This is a genomic window from Pseudomonas sp. Z1-14, assembly GCF_051132005.1.
Lineage (GTDB): Bacteria > Pseudomonadota > Gammaproteobacteria > Pseudomonadales > Pseudomonadaceae > Aquipseudomonas.
In genome coordinates this window covers 4,003,999-4,020,731 of the sequence record NZ_CP071646.1, presented here as the reverse complement: position 1 = coordinate 4,020,731, position 16,733 = coordinate 4,003,999, and the positions used below count along the sequence as shown (strand labels likewise).

Sequence of the window (16,733 nt, the reverse complement as noted above, 5' to 3'; positions counted from 1 at the left end):
GCCGAGCTCGTCCTTGCCGCTATAGCGGCTGACTTTGAAGAGGGAGGATAAAGTTTGCTCTAGCCGACCTTCTGCTTGAAAATCCACCGTCTACTGTGAGAGCGATCAGGATGAAGGTTAGAACCAGCTGGTTAGAGCGAATAATCGTTGGGGTATGTGTCGCGACAGCGATTGGTGGTGCGGTAGCTGGGTATGCCTACGATCCTCCATGGCTGAACCGTGCCGGCTCGGTGATAATTGTTGTAGGGGTGCTCGCCGCATCTGTCCGACTGCAGCAAGTGCTGACTTCTCCGATAAGCCGTTTTCGAGAAATGGGCGATGAGAAACAGTTGCAAGAGCTCTATGAAGTGCATGAACGGTTTTTTGGCCGTCCGCTAGACACGGCTTACAAGAAAGGGCTTGAGTCGCTGGTTAATAAAGGGCTTGAGACTATGTTCGCCAACTACATCGAAAAGCGGGTCAAGCGACTTAAATCAGTCGAACTGAGCATTCTCATCGCCGGTACTCTGATAAACGGTTTCGGTGATCTCCTAGTGCTTGGCATTCAGAAGCTGTCGTAGCCTTAAGGTGCCGTCACTGAGGGGGACTGCCACGGTCTCAAATCTCCATCGATACCAGATCATAGACCTTCACAGCTGGCGGCGCGTTGTCGTGGCCTGGGCAGTCATCGCCGGAGAAATCGAACCTCTCACAAGGCAGCCCACAAGGCAGTACCTCTTTGTCCCGGGCCTGAGCCTCAAGCCAATGGTCCTTCGACTCGCCGGCAGCGCAATCGCGCCCACAAGCAAGGCGAAACATGCCTTTGAGTTGGGCTCGCTGAAGTCTCGCAGCGCACCGAGAGCTCAGTTGAATCTTCAAGGTGCGACCGTTATGGCCGAAAGGACCTGCAGGACGGTCTTCTGTGAGCATGGATAAACCTCCCTATAGCGATTGGTCGTGAATTTCGGTAGCGTTATGCAGCTGGGAAGTCGCCACCCAGGTTCAGCTTGATGGCGTGTCAGATAAAAGGTCTAAATTGAATGGTTGATGCGGTAGATGTAAAAGCCCAGCTTCCGAACCACCCTGGGCAGACGCTCCTTAAGTTCTGGAACAGCATCATTAATCTTCAGCATGTGGCTGAGATTGACAGTGTTACCGAAGAAAAATACGCCATCGTATTTCGATTTGTTGATGGCCGGGAGCGCGAGTTCACCTATAGCTCACGATCAGATCAGTCTCTGGGCATACAGGTGTTGCACTATTGTCTAGAGAACAATCTTATGTCGGTGGAACTGACTGAGGCCTGCTATATGAAGTGGGCCGGATATCGGAGAGAGGAGGCGGAAAGAAACCGTCGATATGAAAGTTGAATTAACCAGCCCCGATCCAGTAACTCCAATTAAGCAGCTTTCGCCTGCCGCTCGGCCGCCCTCCAAGGATCGTTGGCCCTCGCCAGGGCGGCCATCGGCGGCGGGCTCACGCTGTTGCCGCACATGTGGACCTGCTGGGTCTTGGTGAATGGCTTGCCGTCGGCGCCGTGAGTGATGACGTAGTCGGCGGGGAAGCCCTGCGCCGGGAGTGTCAGATTTTTTGTGTGCGGGCCGGTAACGGCCTGCCGTTAGGCAGACCTTCATTTACCACGTCGGCCTGATGAACCGATCCCCGTACAGGATCGCGAACTGATTCATGGCGCTTTTCCAGTCATGGGCTGCACTGCCCCAGTTTGCGGTTATATTGCGCAAGCCCAGCCAGATTAACTTGGTGGCAGCTTCATCGGTTGGGAAGTGCCCCCTCGTTTTAATGATCTTGCGCAGTTGAGCGTTGATGCTCTCGATTGCATTGGTCGTGTAAATCACTTTCCGGATGGCGGGCGGAAAGACAAAAAACGGGATGACTCGATCCCAGGCGCGTCGCCAGGCAGCTACGATGGTTGGGTACTGTTTGCCCCAGGGGCCATTTTCGAACGAGTCCAAAGCCGCTTCGGCGGCCTCGGCGTTGATCGCTTGATAGATCGGCTTAAGCGCTTTGGCCAGTTCCCGACGTTTGTCCCAGGCTGCATAGTCGAGGCTGTTGCGGATCAGATGTACGATGCAGGTTTGCAAAGTCGTCTCAGGAAACACCGCGCTCAGGGCTTCTGGCATGCCTTTGAGACCATCGGTCACGGCAATCAGCACATCTTCGACTCCGCGTGTCTTGAGGTCATTGAAGACCTTCATCCAGAACTTGGCGCCTTCCGTTGTCTCGATCCAGATGCCCAAGATATCGCGGGTTCCGTCCGGTAATACGCCCAAGGCCAAGTAGATGGCCTTATTGCGGACCAGTCCTTCTTCCCTGATTTTGACCCGCAACGCGTCGAAGAAGATGACCGGATACATCTGCTCAAGCGGTCGTTGCTGCCAGGCGCCGATCTCCTCCATCACCGCGTCGGTGACCGAACTGATGAAGTCGTGCGAGACATCTGTCCCGTACTGTTCCAAGAGAAACGCGCGAATCTCGCGAACCGTCATGCCCCGAGCGTACATGGCGATGATCTTGTCATCGAACCCGGTAAAGCGCCGCTCATGCTTGGGAATCAGGATCGGCGCAAAGCTGCCATCGCGATCACGGGGAATCTCCAGACGAAGCGGACCGTCGTCTGTCAGAACGGTCTTGCCGCTTTTACCGTTGCGCTGGTTACTCGACTCCTCGGGACGCTCCGCGCCCTGAGGATAGCCAAGATGGTGGCCCAGCTCTGCGCCCAGGGCTCGCTCGATAAGCGCCTTCTTGAAGGCCATCGACGCATCCTGAATCGCCTCGGCAGTCATTGGGCCTTTGACGAACTGATCAATCAGCTCCTTCGGGATCGAAGGGAGCTCGGCTTTGGCCTCCAAGGCCGTCTTCTTTTTGGTTGGCATACATGCACCTCTTCAGCATGTTATGCCCGAACACAAAATTTCTGACAGTCCCCTGCGCCTTGTACAGCTCCGACGGCTTCAGCATCCGCAGGCATATATCGACCATCACATACGGGGTACCCTTGACCATCACCATCACCATCACCATCACCATCACCATCACCATCACCATCACCATCACCATCGCCAAGCGATCCTTGGTGATGATCGTTGGCGCCGGCGCATCACAGGCACTGATATTCTCGGTGCCGTAGTAGCTGACCAGGAACGCGGCAACCCGCAGCGCGCCGGCTTTATGCTCCGGTGACAGCTTCAGCGACACCAGCGAGCTTTTACCGCCGCCGCCGGCGGTGATAGTTGGCGCGGGCTCCTCCAGACCCTGGCCGACGCTGGCGCCGAAGGCTCGCTCCATAAATGCGCTAACCAGGCCGTGATGCTCGCCCCCGGCGCTGATGGTGCGCAGCGGTTCATCCGCCGCCCGGGCATCACAGTTGCCGCGCAAGTGCACCAGGTTGGCCGTGACCAGGTCCTGCTGGCTTCCGGTGTTGGTCACCGTGGTCAGCGGCTCATCCATGCCCTTTGCAAGCGTGGGGTTGAAGCCGCCATTCATCTGGGCCATGAAGGCCGTGGCAACCCCGTACTTTCCGCCCGAAGCCATAATTGTTCCCAGTGGCTGGGCAAGATCGGCGCTGCGCGGTGCGGATCCAGGCTTATCACCGGTGCCAAGCTGGACAAGCGACGCAGCGGCAATTGAGTGCCCGCCGCTCGCCGTCACAGTGCCCAACGGGTCGCCGGCGAACCTGCTGCCGTCGCCCCATCGTTGCACACCGCCTGGCTTCCCTTCTCCGTGCGCGGCAGTAACCATCACAGGGCTGATCAGCGTCAGCTCCCCACGGTTGGCGCATGTCACGGTCGGCAATGGGTCCATCGGGTCGTTAACCCTGACGCTGCCTTGATGCGTGGCGGGTGCAATGACGGGGCTTGCCATGGCGAACGAGCCGCCGCGGGGCCAGCTGGTAATGGTGCGCAGCGGCTCGGCCGACTACTGCGCCAATTCGCCCGACCAATTCGCAATCGGCACGATGAACGGCGCCGGGTTATCGATAACGAATTTCTTCATGCCCTTGGCAACACGGCGCAGAGTGGCCGGGGCTAGGTCCTTCTTGCGGCCGAAGATGCTTTTTCCCAGGTCGCTGAAGTCGATGCATTCGGCGGCGGTCTTCCACTTCTGCTGGCCTTTGACTGGGTTCTTCGCGTGGGTTGGCTCCGGCCACACGATCGGCTGGCCGTCGCACCGGGCGATCATGAGCAGGCGTTCCCGGCTGGTCGGGGCGCCGAAGTCGCAAGTTTTGATCACACGCCACTTGACGGCATATCGCAGGCGGTGCAGCTCGGCGACGAACACAGCCCAGGTCTGCCCGCGGTGTTTTGGGTCGGGGACCAGGAATTGATTGTGTACCGGCACGACCTTACCAGGCTCCGCGATCCGATTGACCATGCTCTTGGGCTTTGTCGAGTGCGGCATCAGGTCAAGGGTGACCACGCGGCCGGTGGACTTGCAGCGCTTGGCGATCAGCGGCCCCATTGAAGGATCTGCTTCACGTTCTCCAGGCTGATCACGCGGGGCATCTCTTGCCTTCCCATTTCAGGCCGATCCATGACAGGTTCCGGATCTCGCGCTTGCGCGGCTGGCCGCCGGCGGCTTGGCTGTGGTGTGTGCAGTCCGGCGACATTTGGAACCAGCCAACGCCCTTGCCGCCGCACTCGGTATCCGGGTCACCATCGAAAACATCCGTGGTGAAGTGCACCGCGCCAGGGTGGTTCACGGTGTGCATGCTGATCGCCTGCGGGCTGTGGTTTTTCGCGACGTTCATCGTGCGGCCCAGGCCCATTTCCAGCCCGGTATCGGCACCGCCGCCACTGCAGAAGAAGTCGACTACGATCTCATCATCCTGAGGATTCAAGCCGAGTCCGTATTGGGTTTTGAAATCGAAGGGGTGTTTCTGTTGTGAGGACATAGGGAGATCCTCGCCGGCTGGCGTGATTCGTAGAAGTGGGGTATTTGTGTTCGGCTGGCATGCAGCCGCATTGGGAAATTTCATATGAAAGTGACGTGGAAGAAAAACGAGAAGCTGAAGCCGCAAGTTTTGATTGAAAAATTAAAAGAGATAACTACTGTCAACTCAGACGGTACGGTGAGTTACTCTGCGTTTGAGAAGCAGGAAATAGACAGTGTCATCCTCACTATGCTGCAGTTCAGCGGGGATTTTAGTTACGCCACGACCAAGCGATTATATTTGGAAGCCCAAGCTGTTTGCGCCAAAGCAAAGATATTCACTAAGGAGTCATTTCTTTCTGAATTGAATGAAGCCGTAGTGCGTCACGGTAAAAAAAGAGAAGACATATATGCGATGGTAACTTCGATCTCCCTTGCTGGGGGGTTTCCCGTGAAGTCAATAGCTGTCGGAAAGGCGGTGGTTCGTTCTTACCCTAAAGGACTGCCGCAAAAATATAGAACCCGCAATCATCACCTGTGGAAAAGTGAGTTAGAGGCCATGCCCGCGTCGTATTGTCCAGTTACTGTGAGGTTGAAGTCAAAAGACAAGATGGACGCTTTTCATTCGGCAATCTATGAACTTGATTATGTAAGAGCGGTCCATGCGTTATACGTTAACCCGGAGGCGCAGTACAATTTCGGCTTTCAAAAAAGCGGGCCGCTGAACAAGATTATGTTCGGTGGGCTTCACTCACTGCACCGGGATAATGGTGCGCTAGTAGATAAGAACCTTCATTGGTACGAACGAAACTACCAGGTTAAAAAGGTCGCAACCCTAAAAGATCCTCAAGCTCTTGCAAAGATAGCGAAAACAATTATTGAAAAGGTTTCATTGCATAAGAATGGCTCTGTGATAAAAGCTGCTTTTGTGCGTTATGTCCGAGCATTCGATGAGGATGACAAAAATGTTGTTATCCAAAAGCTGTGGGCGGCGCTTGAGTCAATAGTTAGTCCCAATGAAAATAACGCAGAGTCGATCGTTCGAAGATGCTCGTTCATGTTCGATGAGCGCCCTTATTATGCTCAAATCTTGGAGCATCTGAGGGAGTATCGGAATCGCAACGTGCATGCGGGACACGAGGTTGACGACCTGGATTATCACTGCTTTCAACTTCAGATGTTTTTCAAGCAGGCCGTTAGTTTCTATGTTGGTAACTACAAAGTGTTACCTACTCTAGCAGCTGCAAATAAGTTTTTAGATTTGCCCAGTGGTTTCGATGAACTGAAGCACTTGCAAATGTGTGTGGAGAAGGCGTTAAGGTATCAGCGCCACTATGAGCGGGATGATTAATGAATTTTGCAAGATCTCGTCATCAGCCTCTCGCGGATCATCGGCAAGCGACTCCATGCCGGCCGGTTCGATGCCCGAGCAGACCGATATGTAGGTAATTTCCGTGCGAGATCCTCGCCGGTTGGCGTGATTCGAGTTTGTGGGCTATTGGTTGATGGCCCGGCATGAGGCCGGATCAGGGAGTGACGCTATGGCTTGGATTGTTAAAATGACCGACAGCGAAGGCGCGGTGTTTTATGGCTCGGCCCCAGATCGCGAGGGGCTTCGGTACGCTTCCTTCGGTTCTGATGGGGCTGAACGATTCGAAACCAAAGAAAAAGCTGAAGCGGTTTTTTATTGGTTCCATCAGATACGGGACCTTCAAAAATACCGTCTTGAAGCGGTCGAGGCATAGCAGCACATCAAGCGGCCGGCGCTGCATCATGGAACACATCCATCTGCGCCGCGCCGTCTAGCCAGGCCGCGGCGATCCGGCGTTCAGCAACGGCCGAGTAATCCGGATTGAGTTCGCAAAGGATCGACTTGCGACCCTCCTGCATCGCGACCACGGCTGTGGTACCGGCTCCGCCGAACGGGTCAAGCACGACTCCACCGCGCGGGGCCCCGGCCAGAATGCAGGGCCGGATCAGCTCAGGCGGGAAGGTGGCGAAGTGGACCTCCTTGAACGCATGTGTCGCTACTGTCCACACACTGCGCTTGTTCCGCGTCTCGACGTCCCATGAGCTTTCCTCGCGGTCCGGCCGGTGAGTGCCTTTGACCTGACCCGGAATCGTCTGCTCTCGCTTCGAGTCATCGCGCTTGAAGCTGTCACGCCTGGAGCGCTCGGCGCCGTCCTTGTCAAAAAGCGCCGCGACCACCGTCGCCGGTTGACGTATCCCAGCCGGCCGGCACCGTGACGCGTGATCGATTTCTTGCCTTTGCATCGGTACCATGGCCCCAGCCCACGCCGTTGTTCGGCGGGACCGTGTTGCCGGTTGATGTGCGCTTGCCTCCTTCCGTGTTGTCGAAGGTGGCGCCGTTGACATAGGCCCCGCCTCGAAAGCCATTGGCACTGCCTTTGCCGGTGAGGTTGGTGGGCTCCCGAATCGCATCGCTGTCGTAGTGGTGCCGCCGCGACTTGCTGAGCAGGAACAGATACTCATGGGCCTTCGCGCATCGATCCCGCGTCGATTCCGGCATCGGGTTTGGCTTGTGCCAGATGATGTCCTGCCGCAGGTACCAGCCATCATCCTGGAGAGCGAAGGCCAAGCGCCACGGCATACCCATCAGATCCTTCGGCTTGTATCGGCATGAGTGGTGGCTTTCGACTTCCGATGTGAGGCCATCACCTAGCGCTGGCTGATCGTTGAGACACCGACGCCCATGTCATCGCGCCCGTGCGCACCCCAGCTTCCGGCGTAACTGTCACCCATGTTCACCCAGGCGGTACCGTCGTCACGAAGTACTCGGCGCACTTCCCGGAACACTTCGACCAGGCGGGCGATAAACTCGGCCGGCGTTTCTTCCAGGCCAATCTGGCCGTCGACCCGTAGTCCCGCAACCCGTAGTAGGGCGGGCTGGTGACGCAGCACTGCACTGACTGATCCGGCAAGGTCCGCATCATGTCGATGCAGTCGCCGACCGGTATCTGGTGGGAGGGAGTCATAGTTGATTTCCAGTCAGTCGCCGCCCTTCGTGGCCGGCGGTGGCAATTTGATTTTAATTAGGGTTGAATGCTGCGAATATTCCACATGGATCTTGATGCAGATATGTCGAAAGCGCGCTACGAGCCTTAGCAATTGCCCTGGTAATTACTTCCACCAGTGGCTGTATCTCTACACCGAAAAAGCAGCTGAAGGATTACCGGATTCTGACGTTGCGCGTATCGGCCTAACCGACAAGTCACTGTTCATTGCCACCGTTGACGGCAGGAAAACCAATTTCGCACTCGCTACCCAAACAGAATATCGACTCACTGCGGGTAGGCATCGACTGGAACTCAGATATTGGGTAGGCACTGCCAGTTCTTTGGATCGAAAGCTCCGAGACGTTGATCTTGTCGCTGGTCGCTCATATAAGCTTACAACCGCCCCCAGTGACACTTGGTGGGACATGGTCATTGTCGACACGAGCACCGGTGAGCGAGTGGATCAGCACGTTCAGCGCCGCTAACCGCCGTGGCGCTGCGCCCAGTGGCAATTTAGTTTGCATTGGGGTATTACAGGTGACCGGCATGGTGCCAGATCAAGGAGCGAAAATGTTGGAACGTCACGAAGTCTTTTTTGAATTCTTTGCGCGTTATCCCGATGCGGAGCGTCGTGAGCACACTCATGAAAACGGCAAGCATTCGACGGTCAGCGTCGGCCTGTTCCAAGGGCATGTCGACGCAGCATTCATCGGATTTTATAAGCCCGACGGAAAAATGCAGAGTGAGGAGCAGTTGCCTCTCGACGTGATCGAGTCGAATTTTGGCCAGGCTTCGGTTGGAAATGCCGAGATGCTTTCCCGACTGACAGATCTGGCTGTTCAGAAAGCCGCTTCGCCCATCAAAACTACGAATCGCCCGTAACCCGTAAAGCCTCGCGGGCGTAGGCCAGCTTCAACTTCCGCGACACGTTTTCGGGTATCACGTATTCGTGTCGCGGAGGTGTCAGCAAGGGAAGGGCGCCGCCCGGGCCGAGGCCGTGCAGGTGATGAATCATCAGTGTGATCGCTTCGCCCTGTTCCTCGATGCCGCTCCATGCCATCAGCTCAGTAAGGGCTTGGCGCGTACCGGGCAGGCAGTGAAGCCTGATTTCCTCTTCCCCGCGGCTTTCGCTGAGCGATCTGCATTGCTCTTGACATGGCCTACCTCTTCAATTCCACTGGCGGGCAGTGCCAGCCGGGTCTGTCGTTTGCGTCGTTGGGTGCGGAAACGTCTCACGCTGCTACCTTCACCTGGTGCCAGGCGCTGGCGGCATAGAACAGCTTCGCGGCCTGGGCCTCATCCATCGAAACCATCGTCTGGGATGGCGATCCAGCCTGACGCCACCAGGTGGTTGGGATTCGCGCTGTTGCGCAGTTCTAGGTAGTAATGCTCGATGGCATCGGTCAGGCGCTCGACCTTGTGCATACCATCAGGCGAGATCTGGACCGACTTGATGTACTCGGCGCCGCGCTCGTCCCGACACATGGCGGCGATGTAGATCGTCCAGCGGTAGGAGAAGCCAAATATCGCGTTCGCGATCGCCAGGCTGCGTATCTGCCGGCAGCTCTTCCGGTTCGCCATGATCTGGCTGCCACTGGGGTCGATGTTCACGACCGCGACGTGGTTGGTGCGCAGCAGCGCCCGGCAACTGCGTTCAGCCCGGGCGAAACCGTTGTTGGGTTTTCGTTTCGACTTCATAGCGAGTCCGCCATTTTGCGTAGGGCGCGGCGCTCGGCCAGCGACAGGCGCTTGGGCTTGCGCTTGAGGACCGTTTCAGGGTCTTTCCGAGTCGAGCGGGGCGGCGGGATGGGATTGCGCGGCGGGCTTTGCAGTTCGTCGATATGGCCGCCGGCCGCAAGAAACTGGACGATCCGCTCGGAAATGGAATCCGCCAGTGGCCGATGATGTTCGACCAGGCTCAAGTGGTTGCTGATCATGCTGCCACCTTGACCAGCCTCACGCCGGCCATGCTGAAACTAGAGCCCTGGTCAGCGACGAGTGCATCGAGCGCTTCCCAGTCTACGGTGAGCACCGAAATAGGGGCCTGCCCGTATGCCACGGCCTTAATCAGAGCCTCCAAGTCGAAGACCTCGGCCTGAAGATTGGCCGCTGGCGTCTGCACGCTGACAGACTTCGCTGCAGGCGGTGCAGACTGGGCGGCCCGGACCGGTGCAGGTGAAGCGGCGGGCGGCGGCTCAATTACAGCGCTTGCCTTTGCTTCATCATCGATCCGCTTCAGTTCCTGCTGGCGAATCTCCTCGCGCAGGGCTTCGGCCTTCTGCTGCTCGGCCTTTTTGTACTTGAGCATCGAGCCAATCAGTGAGGATGACTTGCGGACGGTGGTGCCCACCGGCGAGACGCCGCTGCTGAAGCGCCCGTTCGTCCAAGGCGCCTGGGACTGCTGGCAGGTCTGCGCGGACTCGTACAGGCGCGAGTGGGGGCTTGAATTCGAGGCCTTCAAGCGCACCGACGGCTGGTGGGAGAGCAAGGACAACGCCAGCCTGTACGAGGTGAATTACGAGGCCGCCGGCTTCTACCGGGTAGACCAGCCGCAGCCCGGCGACATGATCGTGATGGAAGTGGGGCGGACGGTTTACCCGAACCATGCCGGAATTTTTCTCGACACGGATCCTGCGCTACCAGGTGAGAACGCGGCAACGTTCGGCCCCGGGCCGTTCCTGCTGCACCACCTATATGGCCGCACAAGCGAGATCATCGTCTTCGGAGGCCCATGGTTTGACCGTACACGCCTGATCCTCCGGCACAAAGATGTTCCACCAGTCAAATGATGCGGCGGAGCCGTCGGAGAAAGGCATGAGTGATCTATCGGATTGGTTGAGCGCGCAAAGCCTTGCCGACCTTGCGCGCTATGCGAAAAAATCTCCAAAAGATCTGGAACAGGTGATCGTAACTGAGGCCATGACTGAGGCGGCAATGGAATACGTCTACAGCCTTCACGACCAAGGGTTATCTCTACCTATCTCCTCGAAGAGCTATTTCGAATCATGACAGTTCTTCAGCCAAAGGTTCTGGAAGACCGAGAACAGCATCCTGAACGCGTTTCAAGACTTCATCAAAATCAACAAAAATCTTTATAAGATGCTCGCCGTCAACGGTGCTTTGCAGTGTTGCAGAAATCAGGTTAAAGGCTGCATAGACGTTGATCAGCCCGAGCGAAACATTCTTCAGATCTTCAAGAGTAAATTTCTTGATCACCTGAGAATTGTCTGGGTTTCTCCGCCAGTCATTCGAAGCATGGGCAGCGTCGACACCCTCTAGAGAAAGGTGCCATTGCCAATGTGCAATTTCGTTTCGTAAGCGTGACAGCTTGTCGTGCTGTAAGAGGGCTGTAGAAAGGCGTTCCTGTATAGCAGGGTTCATCGCTGGCTCTCTGATTTGCGAAAGCGCCTTGATGGCTACAATCATCGCGCCAGCCTTGATATTCAGTGTGCGGACCAATGCAAAGGTGACTGTGATCGACGTTCCGGACAGAATTTGAAAAATATCTAAAAGAGGGGAGTCACACAGGGCGTGGTTGATGACGACTTGTCCAATCTCCTTCTTCATTGCATCACTGGGACCGGCCTCGTAACCCCGCTTGGATTCGTCTGTATCCGTCACTTTTGAATCTCCTAAGTTCTTATCCGCGCCGACTTGGCGCAATCCCAGTCCTTGGGCTTGCAGGCGAAGGACTGGGAAATCCGTTGCTCAATTGCCGAGGTCCATGGATAACAGCTCCCCCATGAGTGAGCCCGGAGGCTCGCACACTGGATTCGCATGTCGAGCTTGAAGATAGTCCGCGAAATCGATAGCCAATCTGGCTGCGTTAGCAGGGCGCTCATTCTCGATGGGTGCAATCATGTCGAGCATGTCAACGCATCGACTGAACCGGTTAGCACGCCTATCAGGACCGGGCAACGCTTCCACCTCTGGCGCTGAGAGCGTTCGGCGAAAGTTCTCGCGATCCATAAACGATTCAATCTCCAGCATCATCGCGTAGCGAAGAGCTCGGACCCATCGCTCATCCGCGCTAGGGGTGGCCGCAACCTTTCTGATTTTGTCGCCTATCGTTTTCTGCCCCATCGCTCACTCACACTGCGTTCGTCTATGCACTGTGGCTGAACGCTACTACCGATTCGAGACGGGGCGTTACTGGGGATTCATCCAGTTAGCTAACGCATTTCAACTCGGTTAGGCTGGGGTTTTCCAAGTGAGGGAGCACCATGGTCAACGCCGTATCATTCAGCTTGTCGGAATCAGAGTTCGCAGCTATCCCGGTCAATAGAAGTCTCGAAAGAAGAGCTATGGCAAATGAACATGGCTCGTGGATCGGAGTCGACTATTTGATCCTGTGCGCCGAGCACTGCCCAGTGTGGGTCGCGAAGATTGAGGATATTGTCCTTTCCAGAGAGGACCGCGGCCCACTGATTTTTAAGTTTTCTGAGATCAGGTCCGTAACAGGGAAGAGTGGGACTCCTGAGTACGGACCAGCCTTCAAGCCATACCGTGTTGATAGATATAATCCCCAGCTAACTGCATTTGACGATGATTCGTTCTTTACACTTGGGGATTCTGTATCTTTTGTTGCTCAGCCCAGTACGTACGGCCCGTTGAGCTTGGAAAAGGCAATTGTAGGTTTGGCGAAAACGTATGGAGTCGATCCAGAGCAGATAGAAATCACCATTCGTTCCAAGCCCGCCATCGCTTCCAAAAAAACGTAATAGTGATTAGACAGCCCGGCTCCGCGTCGGGCTTTTTCGTTCCTGGCTGCCCGGTGCTACATTGCGCGCTTCCCTAGGAGTGACCCCATGAGATTGTTCGTAGGCGCGGTAGCTGTTGCTTTGCTGGCGGGGTGTGCGACCTCTCCCGTCCCGTCCAGTGAGGCCGACCCGGTCCCGTCATCCAGATTGTTTGTGTTCCAGGCATCGGCGCCAGGTGATTCGAAGCTCGTCGTCACTCGAGACAAGGGTTTCGTTGGCGGAGGCTGCAATACGACGGTGAGCATCAATGGTCGCCGGGCGGCAGAAATAGGTACCGGCGAGACCGCGAAATTCCACGTTACCCCAGGTGAACACATTGTGTCGGCGTCATCCTGTGGGAGCGGTCTGAAAGAACGGGAAACCAATATCAAGGCCGGCAGCACCAATAAATTCAGGATATCCATAGACTCATCGATGAGCATGGACTTATCACCCACCATGCAGTGACAAGCAGCCGCCTCCGGGCGGTTTTTTTACGCTGGAGAAAAGCCTTGGCAGCCACACTCAGCATCAATCCAACCATGACCACCATTCTTCTTTCTGGTCCGCTCATCAAGCTGTTCGGCCGGGTTCACTATCATGAGCTTGGTAGCAGCTCCGTGGGCGAGGCCTTCAAGGCGCTCAAGTGCACCTTGGAGGGCTTTGAGGCGGCGATCAGGGACGTTGAACGAAAGGACATGCGCTTCGCGATCTTCCGGAATCGGCAGAATGTGGCCGAGAAGGATTTTGCTCTCGGCGGTGCACAAGAGATTCGCATCGTCCCGGTCGTCTCCGGGAGCAAGCGGGCTGGTCTTCTCCAGACGATTATCGGCGCCGTGCTAATCGTCGCCGGCTCCTATTTGGGCAGACTTGGGCTGTACAACTTGGCGTCGGCCTCGTAGCCGGCGGCGTCATCCAGATGCTCAGTCCCCAGGCCTCAGGCCTCAAGCAGAGCGCCGGACCTGAGAACGCCCCATCCTACGCCTTCGGCAGCGCCAAGAACACCACGGCCAGTGGCAACCCCGTCCCAATCTGCATCGGCGAGCGCCGGTGGGGGAGATAATCATCTCGGCCTCGATCCTGGCTGAAGACAAGGTATGATTTTGCTTTTTTGAGCAAATAGTTATGGAAGCGATTAAGTTCTTCAGAGGGGCAGCAAACCATCTTGCTCGGGGCGAAAGGCTCTTCGCCCGCGGCAAGGATGACTCGGAGTACTATTTTTATAGCGCGCTTGAGTTGCGGTTCGGAATTGAGTCCAGGTATCGGGAGTACCTAGAAAATCAGAAACATGTGAAGGAAAAGAAAAAGCAGGGATGGCAGATTGCGGTGCTTGGTAGAGAGGTGGAGCAAGCCTTTTCAGGTTGTAAACAGGAGGTAAATCTCAGACTCGTTGCGGGCGGCTTTCCAGTGATGCTGTGCAAGTACACGCCTGTTACACCTGAGTTAAAAGAGGTTGGCGAACGACTCGGGAACTATCTTCATGCTCCGAGAGATAGTGATCTGCGAGGGCTTGAGCAGTGGTCTGACTTTGAGCAGTTGCTGGAGAGGGGGCTTGCATTACTTAGATACGCCTGCAGTGGAAATTTACTCGGCGTCCCTTTGCGTCAACGCGGAGCGAAACAGATGAACGTTTATATGAGTGTTCACGACGACCAGAGAGCAGTCATTAACGAAATTTTAGAAAGGAGGATAGAGTTGGTCATGGAGGTGAGCTACGCAGAACCACCGCAGCTCTGAGACCATCAAGTTACGTCAAGCCGCCCACGAGGCGGTTTTTTTATGCCTGGAGGAAAGCATGGGCGCAGCACGCAAGATCGATATCCACGGCGAGAAGAGCGGTAGTAGCAAGCCGAAAGCGCCGAGGGAAGCCAGCGACAGCCTGCGCTCGACAAACCTGGCGAAGCTGCTGATCGCGGTGGGAGAGGGTGAGTTCGAAGGTGTGCCGAGGGGAGGCCGACATCTTCCTGGACAAAACTCCGATCAACGACGCCAGCGGTAACGTCAACTTCCCGAACGTGAAGTGGGGCTGGCGCTCGGGCTCCGTCGATCAGACGTACATCCCCGAGATTCCGTCGGTCGAGAACGAAACCTCGCTAAACATCGAGCTGCGCAGCGATGCTGCATGGGTCCGCTCGGTCACCAATACCCAGCTTTCAGCCGTGCGCCTGCGGTTCGCTTGGCCCGCGCTCCAGCGCCGGGACAATGAAGGCAACATCGGCGGCTACCGGATCGAGTACGCCGTCGACGTGGCAACCGACGGCGGCGCTTATCAGCAGGTGTTGATCGATGCCGTTGATGGCAAGACCACCACCTGCGCTTCCGGTTGCCAACGGTGGCACTGGCGGCTCCACTCCAGCCGCAGCGCTTATCATCATTTTTTTCAATGTTAAATTCCTCTCGGTCTTCGTCTGACTTTTGAAGGCGAGGGAGTTACTGGATCGCGGCGGCTTCTAGCGCTTCGTCGATCTCTGGATATTCCGGGCGTGCAGGCGGATAGGCCGGAGCTGTCATCGCTTGGTCGATGGCTGCCGGAGGTTCTCGCTGTAGTTCTCACTGACGCCCCGCTCGTTTGGCTTGTCCATCCATGGCGCCTGGGACTGCTGGCAGTGGAGGTGGGCCGGACGGTCCATTCGAACCACGCCGGGATTTTCCTCGGTGCCGCCCCGGCGTTGCTGATGAGGACGCCGACACTTTCGGCCCAGGGCCGTTTCTGCTGCATCATCTGTACGGCAGACCATCAGAGATCATCGTGTTCGGAGGGCCTTGGCTTGATCGAACTCGCCTCATCCTCAGGCACACCATAGGTGTGCAAGCGGCGATTGACGTAGTGTGACGCACTCAAGCTTGAGCGGATTGTGCAGATACAACAGAAGTAGAAATTTTCTCTAGGGAATTGGCGTGGCACGTTATTTTAAGAATCCAGAAAGTAATGAAACAGAGGAAGTTGGTGCATTCCAGGTTTTAGCGATCCTTTTTCTTGGCCCTATCTATCTGTTTTTTGCGCAACTCTGGTCCCATTTATTGATCTGGGTAATTGCGATTGGCTTGGGGGTCATAGCGGGCCCACCTTGGATGGGTATACCCGTTATGTGCCTCCCCATTGGATATTGCTTGTTTATCCGGAAAATTGTCGCTGATGTCTATTTGAAGAAGGGCTGGAAAGAAGTACCGGACGCGCCCTGATCTGCCGAGCGCGGAGCATCAGACCCACCGCACCCGCTGGTTTTACGACTGCTTCGCAGTCGAGCGGGAGCAAGCTCCCTCGCCACGGGTCTGTCGTTTCTCTTGGGTGAACAGCGTTAGGCTCCTCAGCCTTTCCCAGGCAAAACTCACTTCCCCCCAGTCACATCAAGAAACGTCCCCGTCACAAACGACGCCTCTCCACCCGCCAGCCACAGAATTGCCCGTGCCACTTCCTCCGGTTGGCCTCCTCGACCCATGGGAATCGAATCCTTCACCCGATCAACCCGCCCCGGCTCGCCGCCGCTGGCGTGCATTTCGGTGTAGATGTGTCCGGGGCGAATGCAATTGACGCGTATGCCTTCCCGGGCCACTTCTTTGGCGAGGCCGATGGTGAAGGTCTCCAAGGCGCCTTTTGACGCCGCGTAATCGACATATTCGTTGGGACTGCCCAGGCGTGCCGATGCCGAAGAGACGTTGATGATCGCGCCGCCCGGGCCGTTATGCCGGTATGACATGCGCTTCACTGCCTGCTGGGCGCAGAGAATCGGGCCGATGGAGTTGACCGCGAAGATGCGCTGCATGCGCTCGAAGCCAAGGTCTTCCAGGCGTGACTGAGCCGACAGTATCCCCGCGTTATTGACCAGGACGTCGATGCGCCCGAACGAGCGGTCGATGGCCGCGAACAGATCGGCGACCTGTTCGGGGTCGGCACTGTCGGCGCGCATGGCCAGCGCGCGACGTCCGAATGCTTCCACATCCGCCGCCACTGCCAGCGCTGCGGGCTCGTTGGCAACGTAGCTGATCGCGACGTCGTAGCCTTGTGCGGCGGCTAGCCGCGCGGTGGCGGCGCCCACTCCGCGACTCCCGCCGGTTATCAGAATCAGCGGTGCCTGCGAGTCGTTGACCATGGTGAATAGCCCTCCTG

At 56.6% G+C, this 16,733-nt stretch carries 15 protein-coding genes and 8 pseudogenes; 14 read left to right on the top strand and 9 right to left on the bottom strand.

The annotated features are described in order from the left end of the window. The first annotated feature begins 110 nt into the window (after nucleotides 1-110). Both J3P89_RS18160 and J3P89_RS18155 read left to right on the top strand, forming a co-directional pair. Nucleotides 111-560 carry a hypothetical protein gene (locus J3P89_RS18160; protein WP_434695139.1) on the top strand — a complete coding sequence of 150 codons (450 nt, stop codon included), beginning with the start codon at nucleotides 111-113 and terminating at the stop codon, nucleotides 558-560. Nucleotides 561-1,019: 459 nt separating this feature from the next. Next, entirely contained in the window at nucleotides 1,020-1,349 is a 330-nt protein-coding gene (locus J3P89_RS18155; RefSeq protein ID WP_434695138.1) for a hypothetical protein, read from the top strand. 264 nt (nucleotides 1,350-1,613) lie between these two features. Here the strand turns inward: J3P89_RS18155 and J3P89_RS18150 are convergent, their stop codons facing one another. Both J3P89_RS18150 and J3P89_RS18145 read right to left on the bottom strand, forming a co-directional pair. Continuing rightward, nucleotides 1,614-2,873, bottom strand: coding sequence for an IS256 family transposase (locus J3P89_RS18150; protein WP_434577927.1), 1,260 nt, complete (start codon nucleotides 2,871-2,873; stop codon nucleotides 1,614-1,616). Continuing rightward, nucleotides 2,803-4,891, bottom strand: a pseudogene (locus J3P89_RS18145) (DNA cytosine methyltransferase). Before J3P89_RS18145 ends, J3P89_RS18150 begins: the two are co-directional and overlap by 71 nt. A gap of 84 nt (nucleotides 4,892-4,975) precedes the next feature. On the opposite strand from J3P89_RS18145, the gene J3P89_RS18140 reads away from it, so the two are divergent. Together J3P89_RS18140 and J3P89_RS18135 are read left to right on the top strand one after the other, a co-directional pair. Then, nucleotides 4,976-6,220 carry a hypothetical protein gene (locus J3P89_RS18140; protein WP_434695137.1) on the top strand — a complete coding sequence of 415 codons (1,245 nt, stop codon included), beginning with the start codon at nucleotides 4,976-4,978 and terminating at the stop codon, nucleotides 6,218-6,220. A gap of 190 nt (nucleotides 6,221-6,410) precedes the next feature. After that, nucleotides 6,411-6,614: a hypothetical protein gene (locus J3P89_RS18135; protein ID WP_434695136.1), complete on the top strand. Its 204-nt coding sequence runs from the start codon at nucleotides 6,411-6,413 to the stop codon at nucleotides 6,612-6,614. Nucleotides 6,615-6,621: 7 nt separating this feature from the next. On the opposite strand, the pseudogene J3P89_RS18130 reads toward J3P89_RS18135, so the two are convergent. Further along, nucleotides 6,622-7,865, bottom strand: a pseudogene (locus J3P89_RS18130) (DNA-methyltransferase). A gap of 471 nt (nucleotides 7,866-8,336) precedes the next feature. On the opposite strand from J3P89_RS18130, the gene J3P89_RS18125 reads away from it, so the two are divergent. After that, a complete protein-coding gene (locus J3P89_RS18125; RefSeq protein WP_434695135.1) occupies nucleotides 8,337-8,768 on the top strand; it encodes a hypothetical protein in 432 nt (143 codons plus the stop codon). Here the strand turns inward: J3P89_RS18125 and J3P89_RS18120 are convergent. From J3P89_RS18120 to J3P89_RS18105, 4 genes and pseudogenes are all read right to left on the bottom strand, one after another. Next, nucleotides 8,752-9,015: pseudogene (locus tag J3P89_RS18120) on the bottom strand (hypothetical protein); the annotation flags it as partial. The gene J3P89_RS18125 and the pseudogene J3P89_RS18120 overlap by 17 nt on opposite strands. A 103-nt stretch (nucleotides 9,016-9,118) precedes the next feature. Further along, a pseudogene (locus tag J3P89_RS18115) lies at nucleotides 9,119-9,584 on the bottom strand (hypothetical protein). Then, nucleotides 9,581-9,823 (bottom strand): hypothetical protein, encoded by a 243-nt coding sequence (locus tag J3P89_RS18110; protein ID WP_434695133.1) that lies wholly within the window; start codon nucleotides 9,821-9,823, stop codon nucleotides 9,581-9,583. Before J3P89_RS18110 ends, J3P89_RS18115 begins: the two are co-directional and overlap by 4 nt. Then, on the bottom strand, nucleotides 9,820-10,194 hold the full coding sequence (locus J3P89_RS18105) for a hypothetical protein (protein WP_434695132.1): 375 nt from the start codon (nucleotides 10,192-10,194) through the stop codon (nucleotides 9,820-9,822). The genes J3P89_RS18110 and J3P89_RS18105 overlap by 4 nt, the downstream gene beginning before the upstream one ends. A 13-nt stretch (nucleotides 10,195-10,207) precedes the next feature. Between J3P89_RS18105 and J3P89_RS18100 the strand changes: the two are divergent. Beyond that, nucleotides 10,208-10,675 (top strand): annotated as a pseudogene (locus tag J3P89_RS18100) (NlpC/P60 family protein); the annotation flags it as partial. A 25-nt stretch (nucleotides 10,676-10,700) separates the two neighbouring features. Next, nucleotides 10,701-10,895: a hypothetical protein gene (locus J3P89_RS18095; RefSeq protein WP_434695130.1), complete on the top strand. Its 195-nt coding sequence runs from the start codon at nucleotides 10,701-10,703 to the stop codon at nucleotides 10,893-10,895. Here J3P89_RS18095 and J3P89_RS18090 read toward each other — a convergent pair. After that, nucleotides 10,890-11,549 carry a hypothetical protein gene (locus J3P89_RS18090; protein ID WP_434695129.1) on the bottom strand — a complete coding sequence of 220 codons (660 nt, stop codon included), beginning with the start codon at nucleotides 11,547-11,549 and terminating at the stop codon, nucleotides 10,890-10,892. The genes J3P89_RS18095 and J3P89_RS18090 overlap by 6 nt on opposite strands. A gap of 560 nt (nucleotides 11,550-12,109) precedes the next feature. Between J3P89_RS18090 and J3P89_RS18085 the strand changes: the two genes are divergently transcribed. The 7 genes and pseudogenes from J3P89_RS18085 (at nucleotide 12,110) to J3P89_RS18055 (ending at nucleotide 15,808) form a co-directional block, all read left to right on the top strand. Next, complete coding sequence (locus tag J3P89_RS18085; RefSeq protein WP_434695127.1) at nucleotides 12,110-12,607, top strand: hypothetical protein; 498 nt, start codon at nucleotides 12,110-12,112, stop codon at nucleotides 12,605-12,607. A gap of 87 nt (nucleotides 12,608-12,694) precedes the next feature. After that, on the top strand, nucleotides 12,695-13,093 hold the full coding sequence (locus J3P89_RS18080; RefSeq protein WP_434695126.1) for a hypothetical protein: 399 nt from the start codon (nucleotides 12,695-12,697) through the stop codon (nucleotides 13,091-13,093). Between the two features lie 74 nt (nucleotides 13,094-13,167). Beyond that, nucleotides 13,168-13,726, top strand: a pseudogene (locus tag J3P89_RS18075) (tail assembly protein). 24 nt (nucleotides 13,727-13,750) lie between these two features. Further along, nucleotides 13,751-14,362, top strand: a complete 612-nt coding sequence (locus J3P89_RS18070; RefSeq protein WP_434695125.1) for a hypothetical protein — start codon at nucleotides 13,751-13,753, stop codon at nucleotides 14,360-14,362. Between the two features lie 58 nt (nucleotides 14,363-14,420). After that, nucleotides 14,421-14,937: pseudogene (gene gpJ, locus J3P89_RS18065) on the top strand (TipJ family phage tail tip protein); the annotation flags it as partial. A gap of 294 nt (nucleotides 14,938-15,231) precedes the next feature. Further along, a pseudogene (locus J3P89_RS18060) lies at nucleotides 15,232-15,458 on the top strand (hypothetical protein); the annotation flags it as partial. A gap of 65 nt (nucleotides 15,459-15,523) precedes the next feature. Next, nucleotides 15,524-15,808 carry a hypothetical protein gene (locus J3P89_RS18055; protein ID WP_434695124.1) on the top strand — a complete coding sequence of 95 codons (285 nt, stop codon included), beginning with the start codon at nucleotides 15,524-15,526 and terminating at the stop codon, nucleotides 15,806-15,808. A gap of 146 nt (nucleotides 15,809-15,954) precedes the next feature. Here the strand turns inward: J3P89_RS18055 and J3P89_RS18050 are convergent, their stop codons facing one another. Next, nucleotides 15,955-16,716, bottom strand: coding sequence for an SDR family oxidoreductase (locus tag J3P89_RS18050; protein WP_434695123.1), 762 nt, complete (start codon nucleotides 16,714-16,716; stop codon nucleotides 15,955-15,957). Nucleotides 16,717-16,733: the final 17 nt, after the last annotated feature.